This window comes from Sulfitobacter sp. TCYB15 (assembly GCF_040435955.1).
GTDB classification, from domain to species: domain Bacteria; phylum Pseudomonadota; class Alphaproteobacteria; order Rhodobacterales; family Rhodobacteraceae; genus Sulfitobacter; species Sulfitobacter pontiacus.
Window position 1 is genome coordinate 169,036 of sequence record NZ_CP159194.1, and the last position, 14,229, is coordinate 183,264.

Sequence of the window (14,229 nt, forward strand, 5' to 3'; positions counted from 1 at the left end):
TTTGTCTAAATAACGCCCGCGTGAGCAAGATGTTCCGCCGTTTTGCAAAAAATTTTGGCGAAACTAGTCGTGGCGTTTCTGCCGGAGGCGGTCTAGTTTGCGTGGGCCGAAACAAACTCACACAGCCATGTGACTGGTTCTTGGGAACAGGGTCGCGCTATTGGGGGTTACATCGTCAAGCACTAACTAAATAGGAGCGTGCACGCATGCTGACCAAACGCCATTTTATCACCAGCTCCGCTGCCGCGTTGTTTTCTGCCCCTCTGGCCCCCAGTCTCGCCGCCGCTGCGACAACAGACAAGTCGATGTGGGACGCATGGGATGCGCAGGTAACGCCTGCGGGCTACGATCCTGCAACGACGAACCCTTGGGGCGTCGCACCCCGCTTTCTGCCCCGACTGGTAGAGGCGAACCCCGGTCTTACGCCGGGCGATATCCACGTCGATGCGGTCGCGCGGTATCTGTATCACATTCAGGACAATGGCACCGCCATGCGCTATGGCGTGGCGATTGCGCGGGGTGACCTGTACGAGCCCGGCACCTATTCGATCAAGCGCAAGGCGAAATGGCCAACCTGGACGCCGACGCAGAACATGATCCGCCGCGATCCAGAGCTTTATGAACAACACGCCGATGGGATGGATGCAGGCCCGCAGAACCCCTTGGGGTCGCGTGCGCTGTATCTTTTCGTCGGGAACCGCGACACCTATCTGCGCATCCACGGGTCGCCTAACCCGCAATCGATCGGCGGGCGTGCAAGCTCTGGTTGCGTGCGGATGATCATGGCGCATATCAACGATCTGTACGAGAACGTGAACACCGGATCACGCGCGGTCCTGTACCCGCCGGAAGAGCTGGTGACGGCTGCGACCTAAGTCCGGACCTTTGTACACATGAAAAGGCCGCCCGAAGCGAGACGCTTCGGGCGGCCTTTTTACGTCACGACGCGGGGCGCGATTAGCCCGCCGCAGCTGCCGCGATCGTTTGGGTGCAGATCGGGCGGCCATTGTCGGCGCGCAGGGGCAGGAAGGTGGTTTCGACCGGCCCGCGGTAGCGATAGACGTAGCACCCGTTGCTGGGGTCGATCTTAACCGCGGTCAGATCCTGGTTCTTGGCAGCCACCAGGCGCACCCCTTCGGGCAGTTCCTTGAAGAACCCGTCGCCCGTTGTCATCTTGTCAGTGGTGGTCTGTACATCCGCACAAGCAGCCAGCGCCAATACGGCACAGCCTGCAATCCAAACCCGAACGCTCATCGTGATATTCCTCATATGAATTTGCTATGCAGCTAGGGTATTTCGCGGGAGTTGTAAAACAAGGGCGCGTGTTTCTGGGTCACAAACTGTTGCATTGCTGCCGATGGCCGCGGCTAGTCGTGGTCTTCATAGGTGCCTGCGCGTTTTTCAAGCTTGCGCACCAGCGCGATGATGATCAGTGCGAGGATTACGGTCATGCCCGCAATCGTCCATTCGCCCAAGCCGCAAGCCACACCAACGGCGGCGGCGACCCACATGCTGGCCCCCGTTGTCAGGCCGCGCACCTTGCCTTGGGAAAAGACGATCAGCCCCGCGGCAAGGAAAGCGACGCCGCTGGTCACCGCCTCGATGATACGCAGGGGGTCCATCCGGATGGTGTCGCCAAATTCGGCGCTGCGGGAGAGAAGGGCGAGGGTCAGCAGACAGTAGATGCAAGACGCGAGGCCGATCAGCATATGCGTGCGCAGACCCGCGGGCCGTTTGGAGGTTTCGCGTTCAAGCCCGATCAGCCCGCAGAATACCACCGTCGCAAGGGTGCGGGCCACAACGACCGACAGGGGCAGGCTGGGGGCGAGGGAGAATTCGTTCAGCAGATCCTCCCACATCAGCGTGTCTCCTTCGCGCAAGAGGGGTGCGGGAGAGGGAGGCAGGGGACGCTACTTTGCATGGGGGTAATCCGGTCTCTTGAAAGCTATTGGTCTGGATGTAGGGCGGTGACAGTAAAAGACCGCCCCCGATGTGGGACGGTCTGCGGTTGTTAACTTCTGTGGATCAGATCCAGTAATTCGGCACCATATAGTGTTCGTGGGTCCGGCGTTCCCATTCGCGATCTGTCACCCAACCGTCGCTGCGGGTCGGTGCGCCTTTAACCTGCTCTTCGGTGATGTCGGTCACGAAACCTTCTTTGGTGGTGTCGTATTCAAGCTTGCCCCACGGCACGGGGTGGTGATCCTCGCCCAAGCCCAGAAACCCGCCAAAGCCCATCACGGCATAGGCGACCTTGCCGGATTGCTTATCGATCATCAGATGATCAATGGACCCGATATGCGTGCCGTCGCGGCTGTAAACAGTCGTACCATTCACGTCAGAGGAAGATACGAGGCTAGAATGTGATGTCGCAGTCATGTCGAAACTCTCCTGTGTTGTGGTTACCTGTAGTTGAAACGACAGAGGCGGCGCGGCGGTTCCGCGTCCTTCGGCGGGCGGCTAACTTCTGCCGATGCGCGTGGTTTGGCCGTGCAGGCACGGGGGCTTGGAACTTTGGGTAAATGCGGCGGGTTGGTCCTTGACCAATCGACCACAGCTGGCCGGTTCAAACCCAAGCATGAAAAGGGAGATTCCAATGAAATTCGCACTCACCACCGCCGTGGCCTGCGGGCTGATGACAAGCGCCGCTTTCGCCGCCGAGACGACTGCGCCGGTTATGGATGCCGAGGGCGCAGAGGTCGGCACCGTGACGGTCCAGGATACCGAGTCCGGCGTGGCGCTGGCAAAACTGTCGCTGTCCAACCTGCCGGCAGGGGGCATCGCGGTGCACCTGCACGAAACCGGTGATTGCTCGGGCGACGGGTTCAAATCCGCTGGCGGACATATCGCGGGGGACCGCGATCATGGCGTGTTGACCGCCGGTGGCCCGCACCCCGGTGATATGCCGAATGTCACGGTGGGCAGTGATGGTACTGTAGAGCAGGAAGTGTTCTTGCCGTTCCTGAATGTCGAAGAGCATCTGATGGATGACGACGGCGCTGCCTTTGTAATCCACGGCGGGCAGGACGATTACAGCTCGCAACCCTCGGGCGATGCGGGCGACCGGATTGCCTGCGGTGTATTTGGTGCTGATCCCGCCTGATCCCCCTTCGGCAAACGATGATTTGAACGACCAAGGCCGCGCCCCCACTGGCGCGGCCTTGCTTTTGCTGCCATAGGCTACCGCTGGCACCCTGCACGGGCAGGGGGCAAACCGCCGGATCAATCAGCAAGGTTTCCCATGGCAAAAACACCCAGCCCCTGTATCGACGTGTGCAAGTTCAAACGCGAAGGCCATTGCATCGGGTGTTCGATGACCAAGGCGCAGAAATCCATGTTCAAATCGCTGAAAAAAGAAAGCCACCGCGTCGGCTTTATCCAGATGCTGACCGCGCAACAGGAACGTCTGGGCAAATACAGCCATTGGGATCTGGCCTATCGCAAGAAGCTGGCAAAACGCAAAATCGCGGCCGAGAAGCTTCTCTAGCCGCGATTTGATTTGGGTGCTGACGGGATCAGCGGGCGGGCTGGTTAGCCTGCGAGGTGTGCGCGCAGGAACCACGCGAATTTCTCGTGCTCTGTCCCGCGTGCGATGCACAGATCTTCTGTCAGCGTGTCGCCATGGTCGGCGGCCAACTGGCCCGCGCCCGCGATGGTGGAGGCCAGCGTTTCCTGCGCTTCCATCATGACGCGGATCATTTCCTTGTCGTTGGCGTGGCCGTCATGTTCGTTGATCTTGGACCGCTTCAGCATGCCTGCAAGCATCCCTTCGGCATGGACATCAAGGGCGCGAATACGCTCTGCCAGATCATCCTGCGCGACAAAGTGGTCTTCGTAGATCTTCTGGAACAGGTCGTGCAGCGGGCCGAAACCCATGCCTTTTACGTTCCAGTGAAAGTTTTGCGCCAGCATTGTCGTCACGGCGGTTTCCGCAACGCATTGGTTCAATGCATCGGCGATTGCTGTTTTTGCATCGGTTGTCAAAGCAGCTGCTGTCTGGTTCATTTTCTCGTCCCCAAGTGATTAAAATTCTGACTGGCTGGCACGGTACTAGCTTGCTGTCCATCCAACATAGACACCAAAAACGGTTTGCCAAGGTATTTTTGGAATTATTCTAAACTTGAGAAAACTGCTCGGAAATCTGACCGAGTAGATATCCGATATAGCGTCGGTCCGCGGGGGCTACGCGCGACTTGATCAGGAAGTTGAGACTGGCGGGATCGTCCTCGCGGATGCTGGTGAGGCAGCGCAGGATCCATGCTTCGTCGAACGATAGCGTGTCTGTGCCCGGCGCGAACCAGACGACCTTGCGCTGCACCGCGTTCGGCAGACATTTGATCAGCGTATCCACAAATGTGCGTTTCGCGTCCTCGCCATCAAGGCTGAGCAGGGCGCAGGCTTCGTAAAGATCTGTGCGCGCGGCGACGCGACAGGCCATCGCCGACATCCGCAAATGGGTCAGCGCGGCGCGTTGTTCGGGGGTGATACGGGGGGCGGGAGCCTGTGCCGGAGCGTCGTCGCGGTCGAGGATCGGAAGAGTCGCCAAAGATGCCATATCAAGAGAAGTCCATACATGGGGCAGGGTTCGGGCCTGTCCGGTTGAATATCTTACTTTATTTATAGGGTATAAGTATCGCCCCGACAAGGGGGAGTGTTTTAGTGGGGTATTTGGAAATATTATGTAAATACATGGGTGTAGGCAGGATGCCGCTTGTGGCGGCCAAGTTTGTGACGCAGCGGCTTGCGCCGGCGCGCTGACCTGATTAGGTCTCGGGCACGTGAATACCTTACTATTTCAGTTTGACAATGGCCGCGGGGCGGTTCATTTCCGACTAAAACAGTAAGGGACAGAATTCCATGCAAATTTCAAGGATTGCCTTGGTGGCCGCGCTGGCCGCATCACACCCCGCCTATGCGCAGGAAGCGGATACGCTTGATCTGGGGACGCTCACGCTTGAGGCGGAAAGCGATGCGACGCTGCTGCAAAACGGGTATGTGGCCGAATCGGGGCGTCAGGCCACGCGCGTAGACACCCCCATCCGTGACATCCCCCAAGCGATCAGCACCGTCGGGCAGGACCAGATCGAAGATCAGGAGCCGCGCACGCTGCTGGACGCCTTGGGCTATACCTCGGGGACGAATGTCACCAACTTCGGTTTCGACTCGCGCTATGACGCTGTCTATCTACGCGGTTTCTCGGCCTATTATGACGGGTTGTTCCGCGATGGCCTGCGTCAGGTGAACGGGCCTTCGGCGTGGTTCCAGAACCACCCCTACACGTTCGAGGGGGTTTCCGTGCTGAAGGGGCCATCGTCGTCGATGTATGGCGTCAGCGGTGCGGGCGGTCTGGTAAACATCATCTCCAAACGCCCCAAGGACGAAGCCTATAACGAGCTGAAGCTGACCTTTGGCACCGACAGCCGCAAAGAGCTGGCGTTCGATTTCACCGGCCCCGTCGGCACCGACGGACGGCTCAGCTATCGTCTGACCGGTGTGGCGCGGGACGCGGATACGCCGCTGCCGGGGTATAGCGATGATCTGGCGCTGCTGGCCCCGTCCTTCACCTATCAATTGACGGATCGGACCAAGATCACCGTGCTGACAGAATATTCTGAATCAACCCGCGGCGGTACGGCGTCTTACTACAACCCGTCGCAGGGCGAAGCGTCTGATATCTATGTCGGCGATCCTGAATATAATGACTTTGTGAACGAACAATGGCGCGTCGGCTACGAGCTTGAGCACGAGATGGACAATGGCGTGACCCTGCGCCAGAACCTGCGGTATTCCAAAGTGGATGCGGATCTTGAGTTCAGCGGCATCTATGCGGCGGGCACGGGGTTCGGGCGCTACTGGGGCCATTACCTTGAGAATTCCGAGAATTTCTCGGTCGATACCTATGCCGAGGGGCATTTCTCTACCGGTGCGTTTGACCACACGGTTGTGGCCGGTTTCGATTACACGCAGTCGTCCTATGACGCCTATTATGGCGGTGTCGGCTATGTCTCTGCCGCCGACACGGACGCGGTGGATCAGCCCTATTCCAACGGTCAGGAGATGTACCAGTATGGCGTCTATGTGCACGACCAGCTGAGCTCTGGCCCCTGGACGATGTTCCTGAGCGGCCGCTACGACTGGGTCGACATGACCACCTTTGATGCCAATCAGAACGGCACCGATACATCGCACAACGGTTTCTCGGGTCGTGTCGGGCTGAGCTATGCGTTCAACACCGATCTGTCGGTCTATGCCAATGTGTCGAGCTCTTTCGTGCCGACCACAGGGCTGGTCTATGACGACAGCACCGACCCCAACAGCGGCCGTTCGGCAGAGCCGACACGTGGGCTGCAAAAGGAAGTGGGCGTCAAATACCAGCTGCCGGGCACGGAGAGCCTGATCACCGCGTCACTGTTTGACATCCGCCAAGAGGACGGCGTGGTCTTCCAGACGGTTGATCCGGCGACGTTCAATGGTTTGAACCAGGTGCAGGTACCCTATGACCTGCGGTCGCGCGGGCTGGAGATTGAAGGCCAGTTCAACTTTGCCAATGGTCTACGCGTGACCAGCGCCTATACCTATCTGGATATGGAGATCGAGGCAGGGTCCACCGGCACCGTGGGCAACCAGCTGTCGGCCACGCCGCATCACACCGCATCGATCTGGGGCTTCTACGAGCCGCAAAGCGGGGCGTTCAAGGGCTTTGGCTTCGGGGCGGGTCTGCGCTATGTCGGCGAAAGCTATGGCGACGATGCAAATACCTACAAGAACGATGCCGAGGTCTTTGCCGATCTGTCGATGTCCTATGACTTTGGCGAAGTCGGCTATGACGGGCTGAGCGCGCAGATCAACGTCAAGAACGTCTTTGACAACACCGACCAGACCTGCAGCGCGGACTATTGCTATCGCTACGAAGGGCGCACGGCCACGGCCAGCGTCAGCTACCGCTTCTGATGGCGCGGTCTGGGGGAACTTGGGGTGTCGTCGGCGCGATCGGCGGCATCTATATTGCGCAAAGCGTGATTGCGGGCGTCACATGGTCGGGGCTGCCGGGGGTGTTGCGTGCGCAGAACCTGCCGCTCGACCAGATCGGGTTGATCTCGGTGCTGGTGCTGCCTTGGGCGCTCAAGTTCCTTTGGGCGCCAAGGGTTGAACGGTTCCGGCTGCCGGATGGCGGGCGGGACCGGTCGGTCACGATTGTAACACTCGGCGCTGCGGTGGTGATCGCGGCGCTTTTCGTGGTGGGGCTGATCGGCCCGTCGCCAGTGCTGCCTGTTCTGGCGGTGCTGATGGTGGCGGCCTTTGCGACGGCCACGGTGGATATTGCCTGCGACGGCTATGCCGTGGCGGCGTTGAAGGACACGCAATACGGCTGGGGCAATGCGGCGCAGGTGGGCGGTGCCTATCTAGGGGCTGCGATCGGTGGGGGCGTGTTTCTGATCCTTGTGGACCGCGCCGGATGGCTGGTGGGCGCATGGGGGATGGCGGCGGTGATTGCTGTGCTCTGCGTCCCCTTTACGATCATCGCGCGGGCGAAAACCGCGCAGGCGCGACCGCATCAACCGCGACTTAGAACCGCCTTGGCCCGCGCCGAGGTGCGTCAGGGTTTGCTGGTCGCGGCGCTTTATGTCGTGGCGCAGAAAACCGCGATGGGGATGTTCGGGCCTTACTTTATCGACGCGGGCTATGATCTGGGTCAGCTTGGACTGCTCAGCGGGGTCGGCAGCCTGACCTTGGGTTTTGCGGGGGCGATGACCGGCGGCGCGGTGGTGCGCCGTTTTGGCACCCGCGTGGTGCTGGCCGGCGCGGTGGCGCTTCAGGCCCTGATCCTCGGGGTAGTTGGTCTGTCGGCGGCGGGTGGCGTTTTCGCCGCGGCGACGGTGGCCCCGATTGCGATGGTCAGCAGCGCGGCCGTCATGGCCTTTGGTTTCGTCGCCCTTTACGGGCAGTTCATGAACTGGTCCGACCCGCGGCAGGGCGGCGTCGATTTTACCTTGTTCCAATGTATGGATGCGGCGGTGAGCATGGTCTCGGGCATGGTCGCCGGGGTCATCGCCGAGCATCTTGGTTACGGTTTCTTTTTTGGTGTGGCCTGTGCCGTCTCGCTTGCGGCATTGCCGCTGATCTGGCGGGTCTCGGGGCAGCGCGCACCGCAACAGGGGGTGGCCCATGTCTGATCACACTGCACAAACCGAATTGCCCGGCGTCAACTTTGCCGCCCTGCGTCGGGCCACCTTGGCCGAAGCGGCAGAGCATGACCTGCACGTCGAACAGGATGGGGCGCAGGGGATTGTCCTGGGCACCTATTACGGGCGGATCGCCTTTGCCCCGTCCGGTGCCCATTGCAAGGCCGAGATATCGACCGCGCGCGCCGATTTTCTGCAGACGTTGAAGGACAGTCTGGTGGATCAGATCGGCAGCGTCATGCCCGATGCGGCGCAAGCGATCCGCTGGTCGGATGGGGTACGTCAGGGGGCTTTGCCCGATAACGCACGGTTGATGACAGTGCAGCACCGCGAGATGTTGGACTGCGGATTTATGCGGGTCACGCTGGCGGGCGATGTGGCGCGGTTTTCTGACAGTGCGATCCATTTCCGCCTTGGCATCGCGCAACCGGGCAAGACCCCCCAATGGCCCCGCATCGGAGAGAACGGGGCAACCGTTTGGCCCAAGGGTGAACACAAGCTGCATCTGCCGGTCTATACCGCGCGGCGGGTGGATCGGGAAAACGGGTTGCTGGTGTTTGACCTCTTTATCCATGAAGGCGGGCGCACGACTGATTGGGCGCGCAGCGTTGAACTGGGGACGCAGATCCTTGTCACCGGACCGGGCGGCGGCGGCTGTATGATCACGGGGCCGGTGTTCGGATTTGCCGATGATACCGCCTTTCCGGCCATTGCCCGTATCATGGAGGCAAACCCCGATCTGACAGGGCGCATCATGCTGTATCCATCGCACGTAGATGCCGCGCATTATCCGCTGCCAAAGCACACCGGTCTGGAGGTCGTTATCGCCAGTGAGGCCGCGCGTCCCACGATGGGGCAGGCGGCCTGCGACGCGGTTTCATCTGTGGCGGACGGGTTTTTATGGTTCGCGGGGCAAAAGGCGTTGGCGACGCAAGTGCGCAAGACGTGGAAAGAGCACGGCGGCGCGGCCGAGCGGTCCTATATCTCGGCCTTTTGGTAACGCGCAGTCATCCACGCAAAAAAGGCAGCCCATGAAAGGGCTGCCTTTTTGTTACCTGCACCGGATGGCGCGCCTTACGCGGCGCTGGCGGATACCAGCAGTTGCGCCTCGTGGGCGCGCAAAGACCGGCGGGCGGCGACAAAGTTGGACATGCCGTCAGCCGCATCGAGTTCAGGGAACAGCGACAGAATCTCGCTGCGCTGTTCGGACTGGATGCCGGCCATCGAATGTGCCCCCGGCTGGAAGCTTTCGGCCCATGTCCCGTCCGCAAACACGACTTCGTGGTTGTCAAACAGCATGTGGATGTAGCTGACCCTGTCCGGCGTGATGGTTTCGATCCCGTCGAGCCCGACCAGATGTTTCGCCGCGACCAGAACTTCGCGTTCGCTGAACATGACCTCGGCCGTCTCGGAGGCGACAAGCATGCGGTGGTTCGGGCTGACCATCATATCGCGCTGCGGCACGCCTTCGCCAAAGGCACCGGCCTTGATCCGAACGGGGTTGAAGCCGGGGGTGCGCAGCAGGTTGTCGCGCCCCAGATTGCGGCGACCCACCCAGCGGACTGGCTGCATGCCGTTGTCACGGGTGACGACCAGATCGCCGACCTTGATCTGCTGCACCGGAATCTCGCCGCGTCGCGTGGCAATGGTGGTGCCGGGGGTGAAGCAGATCACGACCTCTTCGATTTCGGAATAGGTGGTGGTGCCGGTCACGTTGCCGTCCGCATCGCGGAATTCGATGGTGCCGGATTCAGGGCCCGTTTTGGTCAGCGTGTACTGCGACCGATCCAGCCCGCTGAGGTTCAGAACGTCGACATCTGTTCCGTCGGCATCTTCGCCACCCACGATGGTGTGATTGCCGCCCGAGGTAAAGTTGAACAGGTCGGAGCCTTGCCCCCCTTCGGCGCGGTCGCTGCCGCCACCCGAGGTGATTGTATCCTGCCCGTCGCCGCCTTCGATCTGGTCGTCGCCTTCGCCACCGTCCAGGCTGTCTTTCCCGCCCTGACCAAAGATCGTGTCGTCGCCCTCGCCGCCCAGAATGGTGTCATTGCCCGCTTCGATCGGGGTCACAACGGCGTCGTCAATCAGGTCGCCAGACAGGGTGAAGCCCGACTGTGTGGAACGGGTTTCGAGCGTGAATTCGATAAACTCGCGGTTCTCGAACTGGCCAGAGAACCACGCATCCTGATCGTCGGGGGAGTTCGCCTCGGTCCCCGCTGCGGTCACGGTGCCATCGGCATTGGTGACATTCAACGACGTGTCATCGCTGGTCGCGAAGGAGGTGAAGCTGTTGGTGTCCAGCGTCACGGATTCCTGATCGCCGGGGTTGTTGCGATCGAGATCGTTGAAGGTCGCGGTGGAATTTAGCGCGATCGGCTTGAACTCGCCCGTATCGACGTAGTGCTGGCGGTCGTAGAATTCGAGCCGGAAGGTCGCGGTTTCACCGGCATACCTGCTCCTGCTTCCATCACCAGAGTTCAGCAGGATCTCGAAGCCGGTGCCACCGGTAAGGTCGATGGGCATGTTGTCATTCGAGGTGTCGACGAGCACCAGCCGCGCGAAAACGCCGCCGCCATTGTCCAACGTTGCCACGTTGTCATAAAAGACGCTGTCGCCTTCGTCGGCAGAGTTGCCCGTGTTGAAAAGGCGGCTGGCATAAGACAGCGTGATCGGAGACGCGTCGTTGCCCGGTGCCGTACCGACGCCTGCATCGCCATACAGCAGGTCATCGCCCGCGCCACCGTCGATCCGGTCGTCGCCGCCTTCGCCAGACACGCGGTCGTTGCCGGCACCTGCATCGATCCGGTCGTCTTCTGCTGTACCTTGAAGGGTGTCTGTCCCTGTCGTGCCGTTGATCGCTGCCATTGTCGTCTGCTCCGCGTGATTTCTGCAAGAAACCACGGTCCGAAGTCGGCAAAGGTTTCGCAAATCGTGAAAAAACTAGCGTTCTTTTTATCGCGGTATGCGCATCTGGCAACGGATTTGACGGCTTTGTGATAAGTTGACGTAGCGACCCTCTCGCGTCAGTTGTGGGTGGGGCGATGGTTCACGTTTTACGACCAGTAGATACAAAATGGGGGCGGCATTACTGCCACCCCGCGCTTTGGTCTAAGAATTACTTGCGAAGCAATGCCAGTATGACGAGAAAAGGCAGCGTGAATATGCCCTATCTCACCGGCCTGCTTGGAGAAAATCGTGATGCCGTTCTATGCGCCCTACCTGCCAGTAACCCAAGGGTAGATCAAGCGGGGGAAAACCCCCATCTACGGTTGGATTAGCCCTAAAACCAGTGATTTGGCGACCGCATGATCGCGTGTGCTGGCCCGCAGCTTTTCTTTCGCGCCCTTGATGTGTTTCTCGAAGGTTTTTTCGCTTATCTTGAGGGTCCAGCAGATCTCGGCCGGGCGCAGACCGATGGCAAGATAGCTGAGGCAGTCACGCTCGCGCGGGGTGAGGTTGACCAGCACGCTCATGTGATCGCGGCGGATGCCTTCATCCATCGCAAAGGACAAACGTCGTAACGCGCTGCGATGCTGTTGCCAGTAAAGATCGAATTCGCGGTCGGTGCGTGTCTCGCTCACCCAAAGACCGATGCCGGAGATGGCCTGACCCGCAGGCGTGCGGTTCAGCGCGAAAGACGCACCGAACTGCATCCCGATGTCATTCTCAAGCTCGGATTGCATCTGTTGCGGCTCGGTCGCGTGGTCCAGCAGGCTGGCGTCATTCCACAGCACCTCTTTCGTGCCATTGGCGATCAACTCGACCGAGATGTCGTCATCCACCAGCGCTTGTTCCTCGACCGCGGTGATCCAGTCTTCGGGGTAGGTGTGGCGAAAGAAGCCGGCTTGGGTAAACCCACGCACGGTCGCGTCACTGGCGTAAGGGATGATGCCATAGCCGATGCCGGTGACGCCCAGATCGGCGAAGGTTTGGGTGCAGCTGTCCCAAAACGCAACATCTCCCGTGCCCGCTTTTGCGGCACCTGCCAAATCAATCAGCTTTTCCAATGACATGTTCGCCCCCCGGCCTAGGCAACATAATGGCAACGGTGTCGCCAAAAAGCAACATAAAATATGGCTGGAACAAGGCGTTCACCCTTTTGCGTAAGGGAATTTGGAGGCGTCAGGCCGGTGCATGACAAAATACCCTGTTCGGAAAATCGCAAAGCGCGTAAAAGGACACCATGAATATTTGCGCGATCACAATGGTTTACAAAGACTACTGGGCGCTGTCCCAGTGGTACGCGCATTACGGGCGCATGCTGGGGTTTGATAACCTTTATATCGTCGCCCACGGGGCCGACGCCAAGGTCGCCAGCCTTTGCCCGCGTGCGACCGTGATCACTGTGCCCCGCGAAACGCTGGAAGGGTTCGACCGGCGTCGCGGGCAAGTGCTGAACAGTTTTGCCGATGGGCTGGCCGTGTCTTTCGACTGGGTGATCCGCACCGATGCGGACGAGCTGATCTGCTATGATCCTGCACTATATACGTCACTGCACGCGGTGTTAGAGACGGCATCGGCGAAGGCGATGTTCGCGCTTGGTCTCAATGTGGCAGAGACCTTGGAGGATGATGTGCTCGCAGAAGGGCAAATGGCTCTTGGTCATCGGCGCACGGCGGTGTTCTCGGGGCACTACAGCAAGGCATGGGTGACCAAACGCGGCACGGGCCTGTGGCGCCACGGCATATGGGTCGGGCCCAAGCGCATTGAAACGGCGGTGTTTGACCTGCCGCGCGGTGTCTATCTGATGCACCTGAAATACGCCAATATCGACGCGTTAGAGACGGCAAACCAGCATCGGACCGATGTGGGGAACATGCCGGGGCGCGGCTTGCCCGGTGCCGCGTGGAAAGAGGCGGACCAGACGGCGGCACGGTTCTATGCCCGATTGGCGGGATTTCGCGACGAGACATGGGAGGTCGCGCGCGATCACGCCTACGCCACGATCAGCGCGGAGCCGGTGCGCGACACCAAAGAAAACGTGCTGCGGGCGAAATCGACAGTGTTCGAGCAGCGGGTGACCTTGCCGGAGTGGGTCGCCGCGACTTTTGGCGATACCTGATCAGTGAGCCTTCGACGCTGCGGGTTCCGGTGATGGCGCCTTTACCATGCCCTGTTCCCGTGGTGGGATACCTCGACACAGACCGTAGAATGCGTGGGAGGAGAGCAGGATGACGGATAAGATCAAGGTCGAACGGCACGGGCCGGTGACAGTGCTGCGGCTCGATGATGCCGAGACGATGAACGCGCTGACCTCTGCCATGGCGCTAGAGCTGCGTGACCTGCTGGAACGCGAAGCACAGACAGCGCGGGCGATTGTCTTGGCGGGGTCGCCGCGCGCGTTCTCGGCGGGGGCGAACCTCAAGCAGGGGACGATCGAAAGTGGCAAAGAGCTCGATGCGGGTGCCGCCCTTGAGAATGCCTACAACCCGTTGATGATGACGCTTCGCGATCTGCCGGTGCCCGTGGTCTCTGCCGTGCAGGGGGCGGTCGCGGGTGTGGGCGCGTCGATTGCGCTGGCCTGTGATGTGATTGTCGCCGGTCGTGATGCCTATTTCCTTGAAGCCTTTGCGCGGATCGGGCTGATCCCCGATGGCGGGGCGACATGGTTGCTGACACGCGCCGTGGGCCGCGTGCGCGCGATGGAGATGATGCTGCTGGCCGAGAAAATTCCCGCGCCGACGGCGTTTGACTGGGGGCTGGTGACGCGGCTGGTCGAGAATGACGCGGTTGACGCCACCGCGCTTGAGATCGCGATCAAACTGGCGAACGGGCCGGTGCGCAGCCTTGCCTTGATCCGCAAAGCCGCGTGGAGCGCCGCCGACACTGATTTTGACACCGCATTGGCGAACGAGCGCAAGTGGCAGAAAGAAGCGGGGAATACCCCCGACTTCAAAGAGGGCGTGGCCGCGTTCCTCGAAAAACGGGCACCCCGCTTTAACGGGTGATTTGTTGTCGAAGGGGCTGTGACCCCCTCTGGTTCCTGCGGGTGTCGGTCCGCGGGAACGAAATCATGATCTGTGCAGTTGTCGCCCTGAAGGGTTTT

The 14,229-nt window shown here is 60.4% G+C and carries 15 protein-coding genes; 8 read left to right on the forward strand and 7 right to left on the reverse strand.

Annotated features, from left to right (window positions below):
- Nucleotides 1-206 precede the first annotated feature (206 nt).
- Nucleotides 207-875, forward strand: coding sequence for a L,D-transpeptidase (locus ABM428_RS15235; protein WP_005848752.1), 669 nt, complete (start codon nt 207-209; stop codon nt 873-875).
- 82 nt (nt 876-957) lie between these two features.
- On the opposite strand, the gene ABM428_RS15240 is transcribed toward ABM428_RS15235, so the two are convergent.
- The 3 genes from ABM428_RS15240 to ABM428_RS15250 all read right to left on the reverse strand — a co-directional run bounded on the left by ABM428_RS15240 (nt 958) and on the right by ABM428_RS15250 (nt 2,379).
- Nucleotides 958-1,254: a hypothetical protein gene (locus ABM428_RS15240; RefSeq protein ID WP_353628366.1), complete on the reverse strand. Its 297-nt coding sequence runs from the start codon at nt 1,252-1,254 to the stop codon at nt 958-960.
- A gap of 113 nt (nt 1,255-1,367) precedes the next feature.
- The gene (locus tag ABM428_RS15245; RefSeq protein WP_353628367.1) at nt 1,368-1,859 is read right to left on the reverse strand and encodes an MgtC/SapB family protein; all 492 of its coding nucleotides are present in this window, start codon (nt 1,857-1,859) and stop codon (nt 1,368-1,370) included.
- Nucleotides 1,860-2,025: 166 nt separating this feature from the next.
- Nucleotides 2,026-2,379, reverse strand: coding sequence for a PRC-barrel domain-containing protein (locus ABM428_RS15250; protein WP_174226631.1), 354 nt, complete (start codon nt 2,377-2,379; stop codon nt 2,026-2,028).
- Between the two features lie 217 nt (nt 2,380-2,596).
- On the opposite strand from ABM428_RS15250, the gene ABM428_RS15255 reads away from it, so the two are divergent.
- Together ABM428_RS15255 and ABM428_RS15260 are read left to right on the forward strand one after the other, a co-directional pair.
- Entirely contained in the window at nt 2,597-3,103 is a 507-nt protein-coding gene (locus ABM428_RS15255) for a superoxide dismutase family protein (protein WP_353628368.1), read from the forward strand.
- 138 nt (nt 3,104-3,241) lie between these two features.
- On the forward strand, nt 3,242-3,487 hold the full coding sequence (locus tag ABM428_RS15260) for a DUF1289 domain-containing protein (RefSeq protein WP_009824242.1): 246 nt from the start codon (nt 3,242-3,244) through the stop codon (nt 3,485-3,487).
- A 44-nt stretch (nt 3,488-3,531) separates the two neighbouring features.
- Here ABM428_RS15260 and ABM428_RS15265 read toward each other — a convergent pair whose 3' ends face one another.
- Nucleotides 3,532-4,005 (reverse strand): Dps family protein, encoded by a 474-nt coding sequence (locus ABM428_RS15265; protein WP_184584081.1) that lies wholly within the window; start codon nt 4,003-4,005, stop codon nt 3,532-3,534.
- A gap of 109 nt (nt 4,006-4,114) precedes the next feature.
- Nucleotides 4,115-4,555 (reverse strand): hypothetical protein, encoded by a 441-nt coding sequence (locus ABM428_RS15270; protein WP_005848738.1) that lies wholly within the window; start codon nt 4,553-4,555, stop codon nt 4,115-4,117.
- A gap of 302 nt (nt 4,556-4,857) precedes the next feature.
- Between ABM428_RS15270 and ABM428_RS15275 the strand changes: the two genes are divergently transcribed.
- The 3 genes from ABM428_RS15275 to ABM428_RS15285 are packed head-to-tail and all read left to right on the forward strand — an operon-like array spanning nt 4,858 to nt 9,183.
- On the forward strand, nt 4,858-6,951 hold the full coding sequence (locus ABM428_RS15275; protein ID WP_353628369.1) for a TonB-dependent siderophore receptor: 2,094 nt from the start codon (nt 4,858-4,860) through the stop codon (nt 6,949-6,951).
- Complete coding sequence (locus ABM428_RS15280; protein WP_353628370.1) at nt 6,951-8,174, forward strand: MFS transporter; 1,224 nt, start codon at nt 6,951-6,953, stop codon at nt 8,172-8,174. Before ABM428_RS15275 ends, ABM428_RS15280 begins: the two co-directional genes overlap by 1 nt.
- Complete coding sequence (locus tag ABM428_RS15285; protein WP_353628371.1) at nt 8,167-9,183, forward strand: siderophore-interacting protein; 1,017 nt, start codon at nt 8,167-8,169, stop codon at nt 9,181-9,183. Before ABM428_RS15280 ends, ABM428_RS15285 begins: the two co-directional genes overlap by 8 nt.
- Before the next feature lie 74 nt (nt 9,184-9,257).
- Here ABM428_RS15285 and ABM428_RS15290 read toward each other — a convergent pair whose 3' ends face one another.
- A complete protein-coding gene (locus ABM428_RS15290) occupies nt 9,258-11,048 on the reverse strand; it encodes a Hint domain-containing protein (protein ID WP_353628372.1) in 1,791 nt (596 codons plus the stop codon).
- Between the two features lie 398 nt (nt 11,049-11,446).
- Entirely contained in the window at nt 11,447-12,196 is a 750-nt protein-coding gene (locus ABM428_RS15295) for a helix-turn-helix transcriptional regulator (protein ID WP_353628373.1), read from the reverse strand.
- 170 nt (nt 12,197-12,366) lie between these two features.
- On the opposite strand from ABM428_RS15295, the gene ABM428_RS15300 reads away from it, so the two are divergent.
- Both ABM428_RS15300 and ABM428_RS15305 read left to right on the forward strand, forming a co-directional pair.
- The gene (locus ABM428_RS15300) at nt 12,367-13,245 is read left to right on the forward strand and encodes a glycosyltransferase family 2 protein (protein WP_353628374.1); all 879 of its coding nucleotides are present in this window, start codon (nt 12,367-12,369) and stop codon (nt 13,243-13,245) included.
- A gap of 109 nt (nt 13,246-13,354) precedes the next feature.
- Nucleotides 13,355-14,131 (forward strand): enoyl-CoA hydratase-related protein, encoded by a 777-nt coding sequence (locus ABM428_RS15305; RefSeq protein WP_353628375.1) that lies wholly within the window; start codon nt 13,355-13,357, stop codon nt 14,129-14,131.
- Nucleotides 14,132-14,229 lie beyond the last annotated feature (98 nt).

Coding starts and splice junctions, on each gene's coding strand:
- ABM428_RS15235 (WP_005848752.1), top strand. CDS start 207: ATGCTGACCAAACGCCATTTTATCACCAGCTCCGCTGCCGCGTTGTTT.
- ABM428_RS15240 (WP_353628366.1), bottom strand. CDS start 1,254: ATGAGCGTTCGGGTTTGGATTGCAGGCTGTGCCGTATTGGCGCTGGCT.
- ABM428_RS15245 (WP_353628367.1), bottom strand. CDS start 1,859: ATGTGGGAGGATCTGCTGAACGAATTCTCCCTCGCCCCCAGCCTGCCC.
- ABM428_RS15250 (WP_174226631.1), bottom strand. CDS start 2,379: ATGACTGCGACATCACATTCTAGCCTCGTATCTTCCTCTGACGTGAAT.
- ABM428_RS15255 (WP_353628368.1), top strand. CDS start 2,597: ATGAAATTCGCACTCACCACCGCCGTGGCCTGCGGGCTGATGACAAGC.
- ABM428_RS15260 (WP_009824242.1), top strand. CDS start 3,242: ATGGCAAAAACACCCAGCCCCTGTATCGACGTGTGCAAGTTCAAACGC.
- ABM428_RS15265 (WP_184584081.1), bottom strand. CDS start 4,005: ATGAACCAGACAGCAGCTGCTTTGACAACCGATGCAAAAACAGCAATC.
- ABM428_RS15270 (WP_005848738.1), bottom strand. CDS start 4,555: ATGGCATCTTTGGCGACTCTTCCGATCCTCGACCGCGACGACGCTCCG.
- ABM428_RS15275 (WP_353628369.1), top strand. CDS start 4,858: ATGCAAATTTCAAGGATTGCCTTGGTGGCCGCGCTGGCCGCATCACAC.
- ABM428_RS15280 (WP_353628370.1), top strand. CDS start 6,951: ATGGCGCGGTCTGGGGGAACTTGGGGTGTCGTCGGCGCGATCGGCGGC.
- ABM428_RS15285 (WP_353628371.1), top strand. CDS start 8,167: ATGTCTGATCACACTGCACAAACCGAATTGCCCGGCGTCAACTTTGCC.
- ABM428_RS15290 (WP_353628372.1), bottom strand. CDS start 11,048: ATGGCAGCGATCAACGGCACGACAGGGACAGACACCCTTCAAGGTACA.
- ABM428_RS15295 (WP_353628373.1), bottom strand. CDS start 12,196: ATGTCATTGGAAAAGCTGATTGATTTGGCAGGTGCCGCAAAAGCGGGC.
- ABM428_RS15300 (WP_353628374.1), top strand. CDS start 12,367: ATGAATATTTGCGCGATCACAATGGTTTACAAAGACTACTGGGCGCTG.
- ABM428_RS15305 (WP_353628375.1), top strand. CDS start 13,355: ATGACGGATAAGATCAAGGTCGAACGGCACGGGCCGGTGACAGTGCTG.